We start from the raw sequence: 20274 nt of genomic DNA, 5'->3' as shown, positions 1-20274 counted from the left end.
TTTTATGCTCCTTCTAAGGCAATCTTAATAAAGATAAAATTTGAAGGAGCTTGATAACGTGGGGACGGTTCTAAGTAACGAACGGCTGACAGATGGTGTGTATCACCTTAAGGTAGAGACGAATAGTGGCGGAGCAATGGGTCAATTCTACATGTTACGGGCATGGGGAGCTTACCCCATCCTATCCAGACCCTTAAGTATACATGAAGTACACGAGGATAGTGTTGAATTTCTGTATCACGTCGTTGGGGAAGGTACGGAGATATTATCACGACTGGGTTCAGGTGATTCGGTAGAGCTTGAGGGCCCTTTTGGAAATGGATTTCCACAGGTCGAAGGGAAGGTTGCACTCATCGGCGGTGGGATCGGAATTGCACCGCTTTATTATTGCGCGAAGCAGCTTCCGGGGAGTGATATTTTTTTGGGCTTTAGCCGTGAAGCTTACCGGACAGAAGCGTTTCGCCCACTTGCAAGTGAGCTTGTAGTCGATGTTGGCGGTTTAATTTTGGATAGTGTGGATTTCAGCCAATATGATCATGTCTTTGTCTGCGGCCCACACCCTATGCTTAAAGCTGCTCAACGTAAAGGCATTGCTGCTGAAGAAGCAGGCAGTAGAACGAAAGTATACCTTTCTCTAGAGAACCGAATGGCTTGTGGGATTGGAGCCTGTCTGGTCTGCAGTGTATCCTGCCGTGATGGCCAAAAGAAGGCCTGTGCAGACGGACCTGTGTTTCTTTCTGAGGAGGTGCTTTTCCATGACTAAGTTGAACACAACAATTGCTGGCGTTCATTTTAAAAATCCAATTATAATAGCCTCTGGAACGTTTGGTTTTGGCCGTGAATATGGCAAGCTGTATGATGTGTCTCTGCTGGGCGGAATCTCTGGCAAGGGGTTAACCCTCAATCCGAAAGCGGGGAATCCCGGCACTCGTGTATACGAGACAGCTTCTGGTATGCTGAATAGTGTGGGACTCGAGAATCCGGGTGTAGCTGCATTTTTAGATAAAGAATGCCCTTATTGGGAAACACTCGACACCGCTCGTTTGGTCAACCTGGGTGGAGGCACACTTGAAGATTATGTTCTTGGAGCTGAGATGATTCAGCGGGATGCAGATGCTCGTGCGAGTGCAGGTAAGACAGCGGTAGACATGATTGAATTGAATATTTCTTGTCCAAATGTTAAAGAGGGCGGCATTGCGTTTGGGATCCAAACTTCAGAAGCTCAAAAAGTAGTACAGGCTGTTAGACGCGCAACTAAACTGCCCCTCGCTGTAAAGCTGTCGCCGGGAGCCGAAAATATCGTTGAAATGGCACAAATGTGTCAGGAGGAGGGTGCAGACGCTGTCTCGCTCATCAACACTATCTCAGGAATGAAGATTGATGTCCGCCGTAGAAGCAGTGTATTCAATAACTTATATGCTGGATTGTCTGGACCTGCGATTAAGCCTGTCGCTCTGCGTATGGTGCATCAAGTTGCACAAAACGTAACGATTCCCGTGATCGGAATGGGTGGCATCACTTCAGCAACGGATATCATCGAGTTTATTATGGCAGGTGCTGCAGTTATCCAAGTGGGAACTTATAATTTCATGAACTTGCGTGCAGGTAGTCAGCTAGTTGCAGAGCTTGAGCAATTTATGGTTGAAGAAAATATTCAATCACTAGAGGAAATACGGGGCATTATATAAAGTGAAGTAGTGAGGGGAATACTATTGACTACTAACCAGATTGATCCTGAGGATATTGAGCTGAAGGCGACGGCTGTCGGACGTGATCTCTTGCTCTTAATTAGTGGAGGGGTTCGGCATATTGGTGCGACGAGTACTGCTTATCTGGAGGGGGAGCAGGTTAAAGTACTGACTTCAGCGGTTCCTCATCATAAAGAGCACACGATAAGCGAGCCCATTGCGATCAGAGTAGCTGAAGCGCTGAACAAGACGGTCACAGTAGTGATGGGGATTCATTACGACAATCTCACGAAAGAAGGTATTATGGAAGTCGTGGAAATTGTGAATTTAAAAGTAAATCAATATTTAGCGCAACAAATATGAAACGGTAGTGGCAATTCTACGTAAAAGATAGCATGTGAGGAATTAAATTATCTTTTGGAGGAATGAAACCATGTCTATATTTAAAAGATTGCGCGATTTAACCATGTCTAATGTGAACGCGATTATTGACAAAGCAGAAGACCCGATTAAAATGACAGATCAATACATTCGTGATATGACCGAAGATTTAGAAGATGCAGAAAAAGCTGTAGCGGCGCAAATCGCCATTGAGAAGAAATTCAAACAGCTGTATGAAGAACAAGAAGCGCTTGTTAACAAACGTACCCAACAGGCTCATGCAGCAGCTCAAGCGGGTAATGTTGACCTTGCTCGCCGCGCTCTGGAAGAGAAAAATGCTGCTGAAGCTAAACTGGTAGAATACAAAGCCAGCTTTGATCAGAACAAAGCCTCTGCGGATAACCTTCGTGGCAAGCTTGAAGAGATGCGCAAACAGCTTACCCAAATGAAGAACAAACGTGAGACATTGGTTGCACGTTATAATGCTGCCAAAGCTCAAACCGAGATCAACAAGGCAATGAGCGGATTTAGTTCCGATTCAGCGTCTGCAGGACTCAAACGTATGGAAGATAAAATGCTGCAAGCAGAAGCTCAGGCTGAAGCCAGCAATGAGATGAGTTCAGGCAATAAATCTCTGGATGATGAATTCGAGAAGCTGAACAAAGATCAAGCGGTTGAAGATGAACTGGCGGCTCTGATGAAACAATACGAGAAGCAATAACATTTGATCTTTAGCCGGTTCACGGCTGGTGTTCACAGGCGAAGGGGAGACAGAAATTCGTTTCTTCTTCGCTTTATCTATGCTTATGAAAGGCATGCAAAATGATTAAGCGGGGGCTATAGAATGGATCTCCATATTCTGGTGTCCATGGTCGTGTGGACGGTGAGCGGCGCTGTGTTGCTGTTTGTACTGATGTATATAGATTCACTTTTTACTCGTTATAACGATATAGAAGAGTTAAAGGCTGGAAATATGGCGGTGACTACACGGTTTGTAATGAAGCTTTTAGCTCAGGCCTTCATTTTATCTTCATCGATAGCGGCTTCCAATAGTTTGCTAGATGCGTTGCTGATTTCGTTGGTATCATTTTTGCTTTTGTTAATTTTAGAAAGAACGGTTCGACTTCTACTAGCAAATTGGGGGAAGCTGGATCTGGATCATGGTACACAGCTTGGTAAAATCGGATATGGCCTGCTATCAGGTTCACTGCAAATTACGGGTGCTTTAATTATTACCGCCTTTATGTAGGAGGAACGATCAAGTTGAGTATGTGGAAACGTATAGGTAACCTTTTCTCTAAGCCAGCGCCTCAGGAAGTTCAAAAAAGTATGCTTAATTTGTCTCCCGGAGACATTTGTGAAGTATCGCTTGTCACCTATGAAGTTACTGGCCGGACACATAATCGGGGCCGTAATGCTGTAGTTCTGACCCTTAGAGATGGAAGCCAGATAGCTTATCTTCATATAGAAGAGCGGGAACAGCTGCAATATGGATTGTACAGACCTATCGATGGGCGGTTAGATAATCCTGCTGAGGTTCCAGCGACACTTGAGCTCGATGGCTATACATTTTTCCTGGAGGAAGAATATGAAGGTTTTGTCGCTGTTGCAGGTCAGACGCCATTTATGAATGGTGGAGAGCAGCATGTGTGGCAATATCAATCAGATGATTCACGTCTACTGCGTGTAGAGTGGCAACATGGACGGTTTATGCTTTATGAAGGGGAGAAAATAATCCCTGGGGATGTAAAGGTAATTAGAGCATCCTAGCCTAGTAGAGAAGTAATGGATCACTATACCGGAAAAAATATTGTAGAAAAGGCTGCTGCCCATAAACATGGATGGTGGCCTTTTGTGTTTATAATTTTACTTCAAGAGGTCTCATGTTAAAATAATACCTATTACTGCAAACATCGACGATTCAGAGCGGAGGTCTTTATGAAGGATAATAAATTTCAGCGTGAAGCACTGCAAGTAAAAGAAGCTCAGGCCAAAATAATCAAATATGCCAATCCGCTAGAATCAGAAGACGTATCGCTGGATGAGTGTTGTGGACGTTATTTGGCTGAAAAAGTGATCGCTCCACACCCATTTCCTGCGTTTAATCGTTCGAGTATGGATGGATATGCGATTATCGCGGGGGATACCCGTAACTGTGTTAATGGACAAGTGGTATGGTTAGAAATTGTGGATAATATTCCGTGTGGCGCAGTGCCTGCGGTAGATATAACTCCGGGAACAGCCGCAAGAATTATGACGGGTGCACAAGTACCGGTTGGTGCAGATGCTGTGGTGATGCTGGAGGTCACGGAGAGACGTGAAGAGGAAGGAAAGACTTACGTTGGAATTCGAAAAAAACTAGAAGCAAACAGCAATATCACACCTCAAGGTTTCGAATTAAGCCAAGGTGATCTTGTATTGCCTACAGGAAGGTTAATCTCTGCGGGGGATATAGCTGTTCTTGCAGCGTTTGGATTACATACCGTGAAAGTCTATCGTCGTCCCAAGGTAGCCATCTTTGCCACAGGAACAGAGCTGCTGGAAGTGCATGAGCCGCTGGAGCCTGGCAAAATCCGCAATAGCAACTCCCCTATGCTCGAAGCTTTAGTCAAAGAGACAGGGGGGGTTCCAGTAATGTTAGGTTCTGTTGTGGATGATCTGGAGCTGGCTAGAAGTAAAGTACAGATGGCGCTGGAAACTTATGATTTTGTGATTACAACTGGTGGTGTTTCTGTGGGGGATTATGATATCATGGGCGACTTGGTTCGCGAACAAAGTGGTAATATGTTATTCAATAAAGTGACGATGCGTCCGGGAAGCGTAACTACTGCTGCGGTTAGAGGGGGTAAGCTGCTGTTAGCTTTATCAGGAAATCCGGGGGCTTGTTTCGTTGGGTTTCAACTGTTTGCACGGCTTGTGATTTCACTGATGCAAAGTGCTTCTAAGCCTTTTTTACCGGAATGGAGCGCTACACTCGGCACAGATTATAAAAGAGTGAATAATTTTACTAGATTTGTGCGAGCTCGGTTAGAAATTAAAGACGGCAGCCTGTTTGCTTATCCGGCACTCATTGATGAATCTTCCGTAACGGTCACGATCAAGGATAGCGACTGTTTGATAGTTGTACCCCCAGAAGAAAAGGGGCTATCTGCCGGAGATAAGGTAACAGTGATCAAGCTGCCAGGAGAGATTCGGGGCTAGATGTGGAGGGTACTCTGGCCATCGAGGATTAAAAGGTAGTTGATATCCACGCACGCACAGAAATCGCCATATAATTGCTGGGTCAACGGGATTATTTCCAACATTTCAACATATGAAAAATTCACAATAGATAAGCAAAAAACAGTTTTCGTGCTAACCCAATAGTCGCTTACAACCGGTTTAAAGGGAGATTTTACCCCAGAAACTAGAATAAGAAAACCCACTTGCGTACCGTAAGTGGGTTTTTAGTGCAACAATAAAAGGGTTAGGGGTGCCCGCCGGTTGTACTCAAATTTGAAAAAAAGCGAGAATGAAATGTCCGGGTAGGCGACACTATCATAGCAATTCTCCTATCGGAAGAGTCGCAACTTTGCTGGTTGGAGTTATTAGCCTGCACCACTGCCGAGATTAATCCCCCGCGGATGCTTAAGGACTCAGATGATCTTATTTGCAAATTTATCACTTTTTAAGCGGGGTTTCGGACCTCAGCGTCGCTATTTCATAGAATGGAGCTCATATTTGCGTATTTCAGGCCAATAGCGACCTTGGGGTCCGTTGGCAATCCAAATGTGAGATAATCCTGCGTTTAAGGTCCGCTGCGTCCGATAACAACTCTGCACTAGCGAAGAGCGGCTACTCATCCGAAGTATAAGCTCCCCTTGGTGATGATTAATTATCGGCACGCCGCTCGATCGCCTCGGACATCGTTTTATCCGTTAGATGAGCGTAGATCTCAGTTGTTTCGGTGGATGCGTGCCCGAGCTGTTCCTTCGTTTTATAAATATCATTTTGCAGATAATAATCTGTTGCAAAAGAATGACGCAGCTTATGAACCGTAAGATACGGTTTACCAAAGCGTTTAGCGTACTTAATAATCATTTCTTGAATCGCACGTTTGGTCATACGTTTGCCTTCTTGACGCCCGTTAGGGAGAGAGATAAACAAGGCCTTTTCTCTCTTGGGTGTTTTGTAGCGAGATTGGCGCAGACTAAGATAAAGAGCTAGATCATCTTTAGCTTGCTCTCGAAAATAGACAGGTGTCTTAAACGTTTCGTCATTATTCCCTTTGCGGGTGACATAGAGCAGCTTGTTGTTAACATCCAAATCGTCTACGTTTAGATTAACTACCTCAGATACACGCAGGCCAGAGTTCAGAATCAAGCTGGCAATACAGGCGTCGCGCTCATGATTTAATTGAAACGAATAATATGCCTGTTTGTTACCTTCCACATCCCGTCCATAACCTTCATAAATGTACCCCACAAACTCCAGTAATTCCTCATCTTCCAAAATCTTACCCTTTAACTTAGCGGCAGTATCCTTTGGCTTATGTGTTCGTTTGACTTCAACCTTAGCCATAATGTTGCGTTTAAGCAATGGATAAAAGTTCTCATCCTCGGCGATTTGACTTAAATAATGAAATAAGGAGCGTAATGCAGATAACTTACGGGATACAGTAACTCGAGTGTTCGTTCCCTCGGCGCGAGTAGTTAGATGCAACCGATATCCGACAATACTGTCCATATGTAGGGTTTCCAATTCTAGAAGTGTGATCTCGGTATTTGAGCCGGCTTGAGATAAGCCCTCTGCACGCAACCAGCCGAAAAAAGATTCATAATCCCGGATATACTCCAGCAGTGTGGAAGGGGAGAGATCAGGGCGTTTATAATCAATAAACTGCTGAACGAACCAGGGCATGAGGGGTAGCTTTTGATCAAGTTTTTTACGGTCATCGTTCTTTTGAACGCTCATGTGATTCACCTTTTTCCATAGATTGCATAAAATCTCTTCCTTCTATCTTAACATGTTTTGTCCCGGATTGGACTTCGAATGAAGGGGAAACTAGGTCCGAGCCTTGCTCCTGATGCCGCTAAGCTTTATGATGTGAAGTAAACATAAATGTCAGAGGTGCACATAATGAAACTTGAAATTGAGCTGGTTCCCAAAGAACGTAAGCATACTATAAGCAGATTAATGCAGTTCTACCTATATGATTTCACCCGTTATTTAGAATTTGATGTCAATCAAGACGGGGTATTTCCGGCCTATCCAGGACTAGAAGCTTATTGGAGTAGCGGAAATAATAAATTCGCATATTTGTTTAAGGTGGACGGGCATATTGCTGGTTTTGCTTTGGTGGACAGGTTATTGCGTAATCCTGAAGGCCAGTTTTATATGACTGAGTTTTTTGTGATGCAAAAATACCGCCGAAGTGGTGTAGGTACATGGGCTGCGCATAAGCTCTTTGATATGTACTCTGGGGAATGGAAGGTTTCACAAGTCCGTGCGAATATACCTGCTCGTGATTTCTGGCATAAAGTGATCGGGGACTATACCCATGGAGAGTTTCAAGAGCGCTTTAATCCACAGCAAGGCAACCCCAGCCAATACTTCAACACATTAACTATTAATAGGATTAAGAAATAAAAACCGTTATATTGCTGGTTTCTTTTAGCTAAGGAGCTTGCTACTAACGGCAAATGGATTGAAAAAGGGGCTAAGCGAGTGAGCGCTAGACAGTAGAGAATGACAAAGAGAGCGTCAAGACGGAAGGTCAGGAAATTGTGATTTTTTATAAAACTGGCTAGCTATTAAGAACATATACGAATTGTGATGTAGGGAGCATCTTATGCTCTCTATTGAAGTTAACATAACATTTATTATGTCAACCTATTAAACCATTCACCATAAAAAAGGTCGTTGGTTTATTTTTTGTGTTCAAAATACCCAGTCAGTGAGGGCAATATTGCATATCTTATGATGTACTCAATTACAAAGGAGGAGTCAACAATGGGCGAATTTGCAGGAGGATACGGTGGTTTCACTTCCACAGGAGCTATTCTGGTTCTGTTTATCCTGTTGGTTATCATTACTAAAACCCTCTGTCTGTAGTCCTTTAACTTCACAAATTAAAGGTTCCGTCAGTCTATATAGACTGGCGGATTTTTTATGTCCAGATATGTAGATTGGAGGAGGGGAATACATGTGACTAAGGATATTGACATAATACTAATCCAAAACATATATTAAACAGTGTTCAAAGATTAAACGGTGTTCAACACATGAGGAGACAAATTTATGACTAAAGAACAACGAAAAGTACGTGAGCGTGAAGAAATGAGAAATCTAATCCTGCAAAATGCAGCTTTATTGATTGCCGAAGAGGGAATAGAGAAGCTGTCTATCCGAAAAATCGCTGAGAAAATCGAATATTCACCGGGAATTATTTATCATTATTTTAAAGGCAAAGAAGAGATTATCGAGAACTATTTGCAACAAAAATATACGGATATGCTTTCTGAGCTTCAGTCTGTGCAACAAGAGGTACAGCAGGAATTACCTCCAGATACACTTTTAAAACGATCATTGGAGAAGTTCATCAGGATGTCTCTTTATATGGGTGTAGAATACCGGAATGTCATGCTAAACGATACACCGGCTGTTCTTAGTTACACGGCTGTTCTATTTAGAGGAGCTGCACAGGAACGTAAAGCGATTGGGATGCTCTGCCAGGGCTTGCACAGATTTGAAGCACAAAAAAACCGTCAAGAAGCTTTCGTAGAACTCACAGCTCAGGTGATATGGAGTGCAGCATTCGGTTTAATTATGCGGTTGCTTGTCGAAAAGGATCTGCCTGATGATCAGGTCGAAGCTCTGATTTCATGTCATTTGGATTCAATGGTTGCTATTGCTTCCAGGTGAAATCTAAATATTTTTATGAAGGGAGGGGGCGGTTGTTATAAAACATATAAGGAAAGTCGTAGTGCTGTCGGTGTTGATTTCGGTTATTGCAGTGTTTGCAACAGCGGTTGGATTGTTTTCAGATGGGATAAGTGATGGAACAAAATATACTTTCACGTCAATATGGGGCGAGGATGTAAAGCTTCAGGGGTCAGGAGTGTACAGCCATGATTCTGTCTCTGCGGCGGCACAAGCTAAAGCACAGGATGGAGTTACATTATTTCTTGCCATACCTTTACTGCTCAGTTCGCTCATCATGACAATTAAAGGCTCGATAAAGGGGAGGATGCTCCTTACGGGCACTTTGGGGTACTTTTTATATACTTACGTATCCTACAGCTTTCTGACGATGTACAATTCATTGTTTTTAGTTTATGTGCTGTTGTTTTCTTTAAGTTTTTTCGCATTCATCCTAGCCTTATTTTCCTTTGATAAAGAATCCATACATACTTACTTTAAAAACAGTTTACCTTCTAAAGGAATCGGCTTTTCCCTAATGGTTATTGCTTTTATGATTTTATTGCTCTGGCTAAGGAAAATACTGAATTCACTACTGGGGGGAACACCGCCACAAGGGCTAGAGCACTATAGTACATTGGTAATTCAAGTTTTGGATCTTGCGATCTTAGTCCCATTAGCAATTGTAACGGGGATTATGGTCATTCGTAGACAACCTTTTGGGTACCTACTGGCAACTGTCGTTGTTTTTAAAGGAGTTACATTACTGCTAGCAATTACGGCAATGCTGGTGGCAATGATCTATAGCGGTGTGGCTGTGTCTATAGCCGAATGTGTAATTTTTCCGACGATGACTGTAGCTATTGCTGCTTGTATGGTTATTTTGTTAAAGCATGTACGTGAACCCTTAAGATAATATGTGACCAGCGAGCGGCAGGGAGTGATTAGAATGAAGACAATAATTATGTATACCTCGAAATATGGGTGTGCGGAGAAAGCGGCTTATTTATTAAAATCTCAACTGGGCGAAGAAACCGAAGTAGTTAACCTGATGCATGCTAAAGAGCCGACACTGGAACGATATGATACGGTCATCTTGGGAGGATCTATTTATTATGGAAAAATCCAAAAACAAATGACTGATTTTACAACAAAACATCAAAATGAACTAGGGAAAAAACGAGTAGGATTGTTTGTTTGTGCAGGAGCAACAGGTGAACAGGCCTCACAAGAATTGAAATCTGCGTTTCCAGAAGTGTTATATGACCAATCGGTGACGAAAGAAGTTTTTGTAGATGAGATCTATGAAGAGAAGCTAACTTTGTTAGACCGGTTTGTACTGCGGATGGTAAAAGGAAAAAATAAGAACGTAAATGGGTTATCCAAAGAGACGATAGAGCGTTTTGCTCTTGCTATGAAAAGGTTGTGAAAGTGAGTGGACGATCGAGCTTCTGAACGCACTTCGGATCATAGTTAACATAATTTTTATTATGTTAACTATGATTTTGACATTCAAAAAAAGTAGTCCTTCTTGTGAGAAGAGAGTAACTTCCTCGTATTGAGTCTCTGTTCATCGAAACATGAAAAAACCCTACAGAATCGTGCAGATAAAGTCGGGAAGATAAAAACCATCTCTGATAACCTTATAATTAACGAGGGGAGGCAACGTCATGGATACGCTGGTACAACTGAACAAAGCAATAAACTATATTGAGGAGAACCTAACAAATCCCATTGATTATCAGGAGGTTGTGAAAATAGCCTGCTGTTCGGAATATCATTTTACTCGCATGTTCTCATTCCTAGCAGGCATTACTCTGTCGGAATACATCCGGCGTCGACGTCTAACTTTGGCAGCACTCGAGCTTTCACAAAGTAATATCAAAATTATCGATACCGCTCTGAAGTATGGTTATAATTCGCCGGATTCCTTTTCTAGGGCTTTCCATAGCCTGCATGGGGTTAGTCCTTCAGAAGCTCGGGTCCATGGACATTCCCTTAAGGCGTTCCCTCGGATGTCGTTTCAGCTGACTATCAAAGGAGGAAATGAAATGAATTACCGGATTGAAAACAAAGAGTCTTTCCGCATCGTGGGCATAAAAAAACGGGTTCCAATCATTTTCCAAGGGGTCAATCCGGAGATTGCGTCTATGTATGAAGGGTTGACGCCGGAAATGATTGATGAGATGAAGAGATTTTCTGATGTTGAGCCCTCAGGGTTTATAAGCGCCTCTACAAATTTTTCTGAAGGACGTATGGAGGAAAAAGGAGAGTTCGATCATTATATTGGCGTTGCCACTACGAAAGACGCATGGAATAGCTTGGATCAGTTGGAAGTGGCGGCCTCTATGTGGGCTGTGTTCACAGTCGTCGGCTCTTTTCCGAGTGCGCTACAAGAGATCTGGGGGCGAATATATTCGGAATGGGCTCCGTCATCGGGATATGAGCTAATTAAAGGGCCTGAAATTCTATGGAATGAGCACAAAGATATCACATCGCCAAATTTTAAAAGTGAAATATGGGTGCCTATCACTAAGAAATAAAAGAGTTTGGTTGGACTATTGAAACTGAGCGCTGAATATCCTTTCACAACGAAGCTGCCGCGAAAAATCATTCCGGCAGCTTCGTCAAGCTATAGGCAGGATATTTCGAAAATGTTGTAGAAGTACAATTGGTGAATTGAATGATTTTTAGAATGTAGTAGATTTCAATTTTTATGACTCAGACGAAGATTGAATCAATGAATCCTTCTATTTTAAAGGAGTCCCTTATGACGAACGAGAAGATTTTGGACTTACTAGGCAGGTACGATATCCAACAGCCTGAGATTATTTTCTTAAGGCATAACGAGAACAGAACCTATCGTGTTAATGACAGAACGGGAAAATCATATTTACTCCGCATTCATGAACCTTTTATAGAGGACATGAAAGGTCTGCAACATACATACAGCGGCATTCTTGGAGAATTGCAAATGCTTGAGAAGCTTGGAAGCTGGAGCACCAACGAAATACAGACTCCCGTAAGAAACAATGAGGGTGAACTTATTACGATCATTGAATACGAAGGTGAACTGCTAAACTGCTCCGTCCTCACCTGGTTGGATGGAAGAGACATGAATATGAATGATGTTAACAATCTTGAACTGGTAAAAGAACTGGGATCTCAAATAGCAGAACTGCATACTTTTTTTCGGCAGTACGAACATTCAGGTATGGAGATTCGCCCGAGTCAAGGCAAAGCTTATAATGAACGGATGATCCGTGTGATTCATTCGGGTGTGAAAAAGAATTTATTTACGCCTTCTGATGCTAATGTCATTGAACAAACGCTGCAATTGATCAACTCCCGGTTAGATGACCATGGCGGGGAGGCTGGCCCGGACCTTATTCATGGGGATTTGTGTATGGGTAATATCATCATCACAACCGAAGGGAAGGTGCGTTTTATCGATTTTGGCTTTTTCGGAAAAGGTTATGCTTTACTTGATGTAGCCATGGGAGCTATGATGCTGCCTTCCGATCGAAGAGATATTTTCCTAAAGGGTTATTACAGAGAGTGTGAAAATACAGTGAATGATCTACTGCAGTTGGAAGGTTTAATGTTGGTCGCTATTATTGGGTATTACGTCTTCCAGATAGAGAATGTACATGTTCATGACTGGATGCGTGAAAGAATGCCCAAATTATGCGCTGAGTATTGTCGCCCCTTCCTCAATGGTGAAAGTATATTTTATAAAATGTAAAATGGAACGTTCAGGGTTGAACTAACGAGGACTGGTATGTTTGATGAAAATTGATTATAACCGTTTATCACCAAACGTGTTATCAAAAAAATAGAAAAATAATACTGTTAAGCGCGATGGCTGTCGATTAGCATTTATTTCGATTATATTCTAACAAGGAATGAAAGGGGGAATGGTGTTGATTGAACATAGCAATCTTGAAGAATTTCAAGATCCGGTAAATTACGATCTTGAATTTGACGATGAAATGGACAAATATCAGTTCTATCTTGAGCTTGCCAGATCGAGTTCTGGGGAAGTGTTAGAACTTGCTTGTGGTACAGGCTTAACAACGATCCCCCTCTCGAAAGCCGGTATAACAATGACCGGTGTAGATATCTCTTCAGCGATGATTGCGTATGCGCGGTTGAAGGCGAAAGGGCTGACTGTAACTTTTATGGAAGGTGATGCCCGTACCTTCGAATCGGACAAGCGATTTTCGATGATTTATTTGACTGGTAATGCTTTTCAGGCATTTTTAAGTGATCAAGATCAAAGCGATTTGCTTACGACCGTTCACAAACATTTACAACCTCATGGAATCTTTGCATTTGAGACCCGAAATCCGGAGGGAACGGATTTATCTGATCAAGAGGAGACAGAATGGGGATCATTTATTGATAAGGATGGAAATAACGTCAAGGTATCAGGCACCCAATGTTACGATGCTGGCCAGCATATCATGCATTGGGTCACGATGCGTGATTGGGGGTATAAGCGAACGACCTCCCGAATTGCTTGTCGGTTCACGGATCCGAATACGCTACATGCTTTATTAACTCGTCACGGCTTTTGCGTCGAACATCAATATGCTGACTGGGATAAAACGCCGTTTTCTCTGTCATCTTCATCTATCATTAGTGTTTGTAGGAAATGTTAGTCGAAACGTAATGCATTGCGATAGAACCCCCCCTCAGATTGAGGGGGATTTTTCGCATCCTTTTCGCATTAAGAATTCAATCGGTCCGCGGGCCATTCGTTTTCTGCTCAATAAATAAAAAAGAAGTCGACCCTCTCGTTGGTCGGCTTCTAATTGTTCTATTGCGCGGTCAGGATTTGTGGTCCTTCAGCGGTGATGGCGATCGTATGCTCGTATTGGGCGGCGAGCTTGCGGTCCAGCGTCCGGGCGGTCCAGCCGTCCTGGTCAATTGTCATGTTGTAGGTGCCTTCAGTGATCATGGGCTCGATCGTGAATACCATGCCTTCCTTGATGCGGGGGCCTTTGCCGGGCTTGCCGACATGCATATAGGTCGGCTCCTCGTGAAGGTCACGACCGATGCCATGAGCGAGAAGGTCGCGCACGACACCGAAGTTGTTCGATTCGGCATGCCGCTGGATTGCGCTCGTCACGTCTCCGAGCCGATTGCCGGGCTGTGCCTGCGCGATGCCGAGGTCAAGGCACTCCTTCGTGATGCGCATCAGCTTCTCAGCCGTCGGTGAGATCTTCCCGACCGCATAGCTCCAGGCTGAATCGCCGAGCCAGCCGTCGAGCTCCGCTACCGTGTCGATCGTCACAATATCGCCTTCCTCAAGTGGCTTATTTGTAGGGAAGCCATGTGCAATTACGTCGTTGACGGAGGCACAGGTCGCATATTGATAGCCATTGTAACCCTTCGTGTATGGTTTGGCGCCGTGCTTCAAAATAATATCCTCGAATATGCGCTCAATCTCGTTCGTTGTGATGCCCGGTTTGATGAGCGGGGCAATTGTGCGATGGCATTCGGCCACAACCTGGCATGCCTTGCGGATGGCTTCGATTTCATACTTGCTTTTTAAGATAACCATGTTTGTATTAGGACTCCTTTGTAATGGCTTGCATTGCGAGCTGGGCAATTCGATCGATGTCCAACTCGGAAGTGTTCGCATAGTAGTGCAGCCCGCAGCAGCCGACCAACACGGCAAGCATAAGGTCGACGCTGTCGTCTTCGCGCTGGATGATCGATTGGAGTGGAACATACAGTCTTTCCGTGAATCGTCTTTTGGCAGGATGCCGATCTTTTTCTGGCAAGCCTGTATAATGCTCCGCCGCCATTTTGTAGACGAGATATGCGCGGGCATCTGACTGCCACAACCGGAGTAACGACTTGCAATACGTTAACAACTTCCTGTCGTCAGGGGTGTCCCGGCTGATGTTCGCCCATTGAGTCAGGGCTTGCTCACATCGCTCGAAGCCGCTGCTCAGCACATCTTCTATTAGTAAATGCCGGTTGGGGTAATAATGGTATACCGTGCCATAACCGAGACCAGCCTCGCGGGCGACATCGCGAATATCAAAGCTTCCGCCCGTAAGGAAGTAGGTGCGCGCGGCGAAGTCGAGGATCTGTTCTCTGCGCTGCATACGTATGAGCTCATTTTGTTCTTTGGTACGGGGACACATGGCACGTTAACCTCCTTTTTATAGACCTGCAAATTTGTCAATATAAAGAGTGTAACGTATGAGGCGGAGAAATGCAATTATCTGTTGGCGTTCGATGAAAACAACAAGGACACCATCATTGCGTCCTTAAAACGAAAGATGAAGAAGCTCGAAGAAGAAAATAAAAAGTTGCGAGAACAACTTAAGTTTTCCTATGCGGATGTCTATCAAAGGATTCGAGGGAATGAATGTTAACTTATTCACTTACGGGCAGCTTAGTTTAAGATCAGACTCGGTGAACCGTACCACAAGTAGTGGTAAAGCGGAGAGTTGAATTGCCTGTGTTATCGTCTGACATATGGAAGTAGGAATTGATGAGGTGGTAAAGAGATAGTAACATACCGTATTCGGTGGAGGGGCGTAAAGCCTCTCTTTTTTTGTTGACTTTTTTTGAAAGTGAAGTAGGATTTGAAAAACTTACCTGCAAATATGAGGAAGGAGGTGAATGTGTGAACGAGGGAATACAACCGAATAAGTACGGGATGTATCTTAAGCAAGATGTGATTAACAGCCAAAAGCCAATTTATGATTTCACAAAAGATGAAGAGCCAGATATGGACGTTATTGATATGTGCACATTAGCGGAGATAAAAAATCTGGCTAAGATTAACCTATCAGCAGAACAAAAAGAGCAGTTAACCATCGTCGGATTTTTAAGAATGTCTGGATACAGAGGTTACGCAGCATTATACAGTTTAAAACAAGTGCTTGAAATAGTTTAAGAAACCAATATGTGTTTTTAGGTGTTTGCGTCTCCTTACGTGATGAGACGCCATAAACAACTTAAAAACACTTTATTGTTTCCGTTTTTAAAAAAGCCGGCACACTCTAATAGCCGGCTAGGTTCAGATTTTTACCGAAGTGCCTTTTATGAAGAAGTGAAGTGGTGTCTTGAAATCAGAGATAGAGAAGTGGCTTGAACGGTTTGATAACGATAAGAAACCGAATGTGTTTGAAATAAGCATTGATAGACTAACATTATTAGGAAACTGGACTTATAAAGGTCCTGACAAATTTCAAAAATTATTAGATAACTATAAATATGACATCAGAATTACTAAAGGTAATAAAACAAGAACACCGTCAGGTTTTATTTTTTACGATAAGTGTTTTTTCGAAATCATAGATAAACTTAAATTTAAAGATGCGCGTTCATTTCGTCTTGATTTCAATCCAAATAAGTTAACAGCAAAAGAAATACAGTTTTTAAAAAGAAAAATACTTCCTTTATTGTCTGATGTATCTGCGACCAGAATAGATTTGGCTTTTGACATAGAACTTAATTTAGAAGAGTATCAGTTTATCGAGGATAACCATCCTAGAAAGCGAATGTATATAAGAGGTAGGGGCTTGGAATTACAGACGCTGAATATTGGCTCTCAAGAATCCGATTATAGGGTTACCATTTACAATAAGCTGTTGGAACGTAAAGCAAAATTGAGTATGAACCCAGAAGAGGTTTCAAGAGAAGAGGAAAATCTCCTTGAAACTAAGAAAAATTGGTGGCGAGTGGAGTTTAAGCTTGAAGGTCAGGCAGCCCTAGTTGAAACAAACCTTAACGCTTTTTCGGAGTACAATGTATTTCGAGGGCTAAAGATATACAAACCCAACTACAAAGCTGTGGATGATATCAGAACGCGAGCAATGATGTTTTATTTAATCAATCATGAAAATGAATGGGGTAATCTAACGTGGGAAAGTAAGAAGAAATATAAAGAGTGTTTTGAAGCATTTTCAGAGTATGATTTAGTAGATTATCTTAAAGACCGCTATCTACTAAAGCGTGAAAAATTAGAAGCACAATACATGGACTATATTCTTTCGGATTCAAGTAAAATCAGATAAGCAAGTTAGACCCTTGCCTATCTGTTTATTTATTCACTAACTTCAGTAATCGCATGTACAAAGACACTAAATCCGGTGTCTTTTTTTGATAGAGTAAACGACGCAACGACCTTTGACCTATCAGGGATATCCTTCGTAAGATTCTGATTACCGAGGAACTGATATCTTTCCCAACTCGCTAAGTCCACAAATGTATAGATAGCAAATTTATCATTTTTAGTAGCTCTGCAAGATACAAAGACCATATCATTGGTATAGAACATTGGCTATTCACCTCCTTCGTCGAAGATAAAATAACTTAAATTTTTGGAAAGTCAATAATTGCGTCAAATTATGTGATGGAGTTTGCAAGCGGAGCGGTTCATTGATGTGGAGGGGCGGACATTGTAGGCTGTCCTGCTGTCAGACCCCTAGCGTAGCGTCCTAAAGGGAATGGCGGCTGGGCTGACATACAGTGTCTAGCAGAGGCTCCGAGTCAATGATGCTAAGGTATTGTTGAACTGACAAATAGTTATATGACGCAGTGTTTTATGGTACATTTTATTTATGTAAGTTTTTGGTTGATAAGAAGGGTGCTGTGTCATGGAAGTGTGGGTTCCGTATGAGAAGGTTAGAAATCTTCCTCCGGATTTTAGTATTAAATATCTGATTTATTCCGAAGAAGAGGGTGGAAAAAAGCATCCCGTGTTCCAGGGATTGCGTTGTGATTTTGCATATGACGGAGACGACATCAAAGAGACTGGCATATTTGCAATTCATCCTGAATTTGAAGATAAATGCGGAAGCATTATTCTAGATAGAAATCTTCCGGTGCCTAAACAAGGTACTGCAAGAATGTGGATACTTTTCCCCGAGATGAGAAGAGAGGTACACATAAATCGAATTAAAGTTGGAGTCATTGGTTATTTCATGGCAGGTTCAAGAAGGTTGGGACAAGTCGAAGTGATTGAAATTTTGGGCTTAAACTCGAATGCGGAGTCTTTAAGTTAATATGGAACAGAGTAATGATTAGAACGTATACAATACAGATGCGATGTTAATAGGTAGGGGAGTTTAATGGAAATTAAAGAAATAGCTATTGTTGGTGGAGGAACTATATGTTTCATAATAGCTGGATTATTAATTAATAGAGCTGCAAACGGGGACCATATAAGGTTATTAAAATGGTCCATCACTACGAGTTATGTACTTCTAATTCTTAGTATTACGTTTAGTCTATACAACGATTATCATATTGATAGGTCGTTTGATTTTTATCTATTCGGTGTTTATGACACCAAAACATTCATAAAGAGCTATTTCTTCGTAGCATTCAATTTGTTTTTCATTATGTTACAAGTGTTAATGAAAATGATTGTGCGCTGGAGAGGTGTTAATAATATAACAGTAGAGCAAAAGGTTAATATGTTAATCACAACCTCCATTGTTGTAAATCCAATATTACAAATCGGATACATCGGTTCTGTATTAAACTACTGGTGAATGAAATAGTTTTGGTTGACCGCCTGCTGTTTTGGGGGCGGTTTTCATTTGCTCAAAATCAATTTCAAACAGTTACATATCAATAAGGACATGGTTCATGAAGCATTGAAACAATTTAACGAGTTGTTCAATGATACGTCGAATGAGGAGAAGAAAGCATTACTTCGTGCATTGATAAAAGAAGTGCACATGGAAAGCGATAGAACGACCCTTAAAAAATCGTCTTCTGGTTTCTGGAGGACGATGATTTTTCGGAAAGTGGTTTACCAGTTGGTGATGCAAGGAGAACCGTATCATAAATAGGGGCAAGTTTAACCTTTGAAACCAGTGAGCTAGGATCAATTTCGTTTCGAGTTAATGTAAATAATAGCCGTTATTTTAAAATATGCGACTAGAATTGCATTTAAGGAAACATTATTGTATGATTTTGGTGTGTTAAAAATTGGAAAATTTAATCGTCATTGTGTGGACAGTACGGAAACTACTTCAGCAGTTAATTATGGCGTAACCAAAGTTTCTTATACTCATTAACTAAGGAGAAGCAGCCTTGCGTAAGAGAAAATATGTTAGCATAGCCTTAATTACATTGATTGTGATGATGGTCGTTCTATTCTTCAGTATGAAAAATGTTCTTTTCGACGGCTCTTCTAACAAATCAGAGGAACAGGCCGCCACAACAACCAGTGAGATGATTAACGAGACAGATAAACCAGCTGCCACAATAACGAATAAGGGAACCAATGAAAAGAAGAGCGTAACCGCGATGGAGGCACTGCGCCTTGGGTACTCAGAGGCGAAGAAGCTGACGGAAGAAGAGCCATTACTTATTAACATAACAAGCACGGATGACACTTCTGTTTCCCAGGAACGAACCGATGGTTCGGATGGAACAAGAGATGCTTGGAATCTCGAATTTGGCAGCAAGAAAGGGAATGTTTTTATTTATATCAAGATCGATAATGGAATGGCCATTAAGACTGATGTGAAAAAGCACGATAAGAATTTACTTGTAAAAGGACAGTATGCGATATCTGATATTCAAATTGATTCTTCCGATGCAGTTAAACAAGCTGTTGAGAGACTGGGGATGAAACCAGGAAATCCTGCTATAGCAGATGACTGGATCAAGGGGTATCATTTTACTATCAGCGGGTATAATACTGATCCTAACTCCTCCAAAACACGTCTGCTGCTAAGAGTTATGGGTATCTCGCCGAATTCTCCTAATCGTGAGAATGATAGTTTGAGAATGAGCGCTTTCTTTGATGTCAAAACAGGCGAATTGATGAGCGCTACCGAGATGACAGGCTTCGACAAGGATGGGAATACCATGTGGAAGGATATTGAGCTTAAATACTGATGACGGCATAAATAAATGAAGAAGGAAGATATTTTCATAAAAATACAACATATTACCAAATAAAGAGTTATTATTGATGGAACTTACCGTGCGTTACTGCTCATGAGCAGACGCATGGTAAGTTTGTTTTTGTGTAAAGGCGTTATTAACTGTCTACTTGGTAAAGGCTATACGCATCACTCAAGTTTATTGAAACTGGGAATATCCATTCTTCCAGGTGATGTATATGCTGTGTATATTCTTTAGTCCCCTGAACGGCGGTTAGGGCAATTGGAACCTAGCGGATCAAAGAAAGAGCATTCTGCAAAGGATGGCCCAAAAATTTACCGTTACAAACAGCGCGGTGAACTGTATCACAAGTTGTGGTAAAGTAGAATGTTGAGTTGAGCTAAGAGCAGCAATGTTAAAAATTGCAGAT

Annotated in this window: 24 protein-coding genes; 20 read left to right on the top strand and 4 right to left on the bottom strand. The window is 42.1% G+C overall.

Translation table 11 applies throughout. The annotated features are described in order from the left end of the window. Positions 1 to 58: 58 nt before the first annotated feature. The 7 genes from NST58_RS17860 (at position 59) to glp (ending at position 5270) form a co-directional block, all read left to right on the top strand. Positions 59 to 763, top strand: a complete 705-nt coding sequence (locus NST58_RS17860) for a dihydroorotate dehydrogenase electron transfer subunit (RefSeq protein WP_076130050.1) — start codon at positions 59 to 61, stop codon at positions 761 to 763. Then, positions 756 to 1688 carry a dihydroorotate dehydrogenase gene (locus tag NST58_RS17855; protein ID WP_339243683.1) on the top strand — a complete coding sequence of 311 codons (933 nt, stop codon included), beginning with the start codon at positions 756 to 758 and terminating at the stop codon, positions 1686 to 1688. Before NST58_RS17860 ends, NST58_RS17855 begins: the two co-directional genes overlap by 8 nt. A gap of 24 nt (positions 1689 to 1712) precedes the next feature. Further along, positions 1713 to 2051, top strand: coding sequence for a hypothetical protein (locus NST58_RS17850; protein ID WP_076218215.1), 339 nt, complete (start codon positions 1713 to 1715; stop codon positions 2049 to 2051). Positions 2052 to 2121: 70 nt separating this feature from the next. After that, positions 2122 to 2790 carry a PspA/IM30 family protein gene (locus NST58_RS17845; RefSeq protein ID WP_036687619.1) on the top strand — a complete coding sequence of 223 codons (669 nt, stop codon included), beginning with the start codon at positions 2122 to 2124 and terminating at the stop codon, positions 2788 to 2790. A gap of 123 nt (positions 2791 to 2913) precedes the next feature. Next, positions 2914 to 3318, top strand: a complete 405-nt coding sequence (locus tag NST58_RS17840; RefSeq protein ID WP_036687618.1) for a DUF350 domain-containing protein — start codon at positions 2914 to 2916, stop codon at positions 3316 to 3318. A 14-nt stretch (positions 3319 to 3332) separates the two neighbouring features. Continuing rightward, positions 3333 to 3839, top strand: a complete 507-nt coding sequence (locus NST58_RS17835; RefSeq protein WP_076130052.1) for a DUF4178 domain-containing protein — start codon at positions 3333 to 3335, stop codon at positions 3837 to 3839. A gap of 168 nt (positions 3840 to 4007) precedes the next feature. Continuing rightward, positions 4008 to 5270, top strand: a complete 1263-nt coding sequence (gene glp / locus NST58_RS17830) for a gephyrin-like molybdotransferase Glp (RefSeq protein ID WP_339243680.1) — start codon at positions 4008 to 4010, stop codon at positions 5268 to 5270. 669 nt (positions 5271 to 5939) lie between these two features. On the opposite strand, the gene xerS is transcribed toward glp, so the two are convergent. Next, positions 5940 to 7022 (bottom strand): tyrosine recombinase XerS, encoded by a 1083-nt coding sequence (xerS, locus tag NST58_RS17825; RefSeq protein ID WP_076130054.1) that lies wholly within the window; start codon positions 7020 to 7022, stop codon positions 5940 to 5942. A gap of 165 nt (positions 7023 to 7187) precedes the next feature. Here xerS and NST58_RS17820 point away from each other — a divergent pair, with 165 nt between their 5' ends. The 8 genes from NST58_RS17820 (at position 7188) to NST58_RS17785 (ending at position 13633) form a co-directional block, all read left to right on the top strand. After that, positions 7188 to 7697 carry a GNAT family N-acetyltransferase gene (locus NST58_RS17820; protein WP_076184408.1) on the top strand — a complete coding sequence of 170 codons (510 nt, stop codon included), beginning with the start codon at positions 7188 to 7190 and terminating at the stop codon, positions 7695 to 7697. Between the two features lie 363 nt (positions 7698 to 8060). After that, the gene (locus NST58_RS17815; RefSeq protein ID WP_197069683.1) at positions 8061 to 8162 is read left to right on the top strand and encodes a sporulation protein YjcZ; all 102 of its coding nucleotides are present in this window, start codon (positions 8061 to 8063) and stop codon (positions 8160 to 8162) included. Positions 8163 to 8348: 186 nt separating this feature from the next. Beyond that, positions 8349 to 8972, top strand: coding sequence for a TetR/AcrR family transcriptional regulator (locus NST58_RS17810; protein ID WP_339243677.1), 624 nt, complete (start codon positions 8349 to 8351; stop codon positions 8970 to 8972). A 61-nt stretch (positions 8973 to 9033) separates the two neighbouring features. Beyond that, positions 9034 to 9885: a hypothetical protein gene (locus NST58_RS17805; RefSeq protein ID WP_339168086.1), complete on the top strand. Its 852-nt coding sequence runs from the start codon at positions 9034 to 9036 to the stop codon at positions 9883 to 9885. A 33-nt stretch (positions 9886 to 9918) separates the two neighbouring features. Beyond that, positions 9919 to 10398: a flavodoxin domain-containing protein gene (locus NST58_RS17800; RefSeq protein WP_339243675.1), complete on the top strand. Its 480-nt coding sequence runs from the start codon at positions 9919 to 9921 to the stop codon at positions 10396 to 10398. A gap of 241 nt (positions 10399 to 10639) precedes the next feature. Continuing rightward, on the top strand, positions 10640 to 11512 hold the full coding sequence (locus NST58_RS17795; RefSeq protein WP_339243673.1) for an AraC family transcriptional regulator: 873 nt from the start codon (positions 10640 to 10642) through the stop codon (positions 11510 to 11512). A gap of 227 nt (positions 11513 to 11739) precedes the next feature. Beyond that, on the top strand, positions 11740 to 12714 hold the full coding sequence (locus NST58_RS17790; protein ID WP_339243671.1) for an aminoglycoside phosphotransferase family protein: 975 nt from the start codon (positions 11740 to 11742) through the stop codon (positions 12712 to 12714). A 178-nt stretch (positions 12715 to 12892) separates the two neighbouring features. Next, the gene (locus tag NST58_RS17785) at positions 12893 to 13633 is read left to right on the top strand and encodes a class I SAM-dependent methyltransferase (protein WP_081387526.1); all 741 of its coding nucleotides are present in this window, start codon (positions 12893 to 12895) and stop codon (positions 13631 to 13633) included. Between the two features lie 158 nt (positions 13634 to 13791). Here the strand turns inward: NST58_RS17785 and map are convergent, their stop codons facing one another. Then, positions 13792 to 14538 (bottom strand): type I methionyl aminopeptidase, encoded by a 747-nt coding sequence (map, locus tag NST58_RS17780; RefSeq protein ID WP_076184402.1) that lies wholly within the window; start codon positions 14536 to 14538, stop codon positions 13792 to 13794. A gap of 7 nt (positions 14539 to 14545) precedes the next feature. Further along, positions 14546 to 15091 (bottom strand): TetR/AcrR family transcriptional regulator, encoded by a 546-nt coding sequence (locus tag NST58_RS17775; protein ID WP_339243668.1) that lies wholly within the window; start codon positions 15089 to 15091, stop codon positions 14546 to 14548. A gap of 527 nt (positions 15092 to 15618) precedes the next feature. Here NST58_RS17775 and NST58_RS17770 point away from each other — a divergent pair. Beyond that, entirely contained in the window at positions 15619 to 15891 is a 273-nt protein-coding gene (locus tag NST58_RS17770; RefSeq protein ID WP_076277024.1) for a hypothetical protein, read from the top strand. 169 nt (positions 15892 to 16060) lie between these two features. Beyond that, on the top strand, positions 16061 to 17014 hold the full coding sequence (locus tag NST58_RS17765) for a hypothetical protein (protein WP_076277023.1): 954 nt from the start codon (positions 16061 to 16063) through the stop codon (positions 17012 to 17014). A 29-nt stretch (positions 17015 to 17043) separates the two neighbouring features. On the opposite strand, the gene NST58_RS17760 is transcribed toward NST58_RS17765, so the two are convergent. Beyond that, positions 17044 to 17277, bottom strand: a complete 234-nt coding sequence (locus NST58_RS17760; protein ID WP_076217729.1) for a hypothetical protein — start codon at positions 17275 to 17277, stop codon at positions 17044 to 17046. Positions 17278 to 17596: 319 nt separating this feature from the next. On the opposite strand from NST58_RS17760, the gene NST58_RS17755 reads away from it, so the two are divergent. The 3 genes from NST58_RS17755 (at position 17597) to NST58_RS17745 (ending at position 19856) form a co-directional block, all read left to right on the top strand. Beyond that, the gene (locus NST58_RS17755; RefSeq protein ID WP_256721801.1) at positions 17597 to 18004 is read left to right on the top strand and encodes a hypothetical protein; all 408 of its coding nucleotides are present in this window, start codon (positions 17597 to 17599) and stop codon (positions 18002 to 18004) included. A 66-nt stretch (positions 18005 to 18070) separates the two neighbouring features. Next, positions 18071 to 18496: a hypothetical protein gene (locus NST58_RS17750; RefSeq protein WP_076217730.1), complete on the top strand. Its 426-nt coding sequence runs from the start codon at positions 18071 to 18073 to the stop codon at positions 18494 to 18496. A gap of 547 nt (positions 18497 to 19043) precedes the next feature. Then, on the top strand, positions 19044 to 19856 hold the full coding sequence (locus tag NST58_RS17745; RefSeq protein ID WP_339243663.1) for a hypothetical protein: 813 nt from the start codon (positions 19044 to 19046) through the stop codon (positions 19854 to 19856). Positions 19857 to 20274 lie beyond the last annotated feature (418 nt).

Origin of the sequence: Paenibacillus sp. FSL R10-2796, from assembly GCF_037965315.1 — a bacterium.
Taxonomy (GTDB): Bacteria; Bacillota; Bacilli; order Paenibacillales; family Paenibacillaceae; genus Paenibacillus_AQ; species Paenibacillus_AQ odorifer.
The sequence above is the reverse complement of the archived record's forward strand: the minus strand, read 5'-3'. Positions and strand labels throughout refer to the sequence as shown.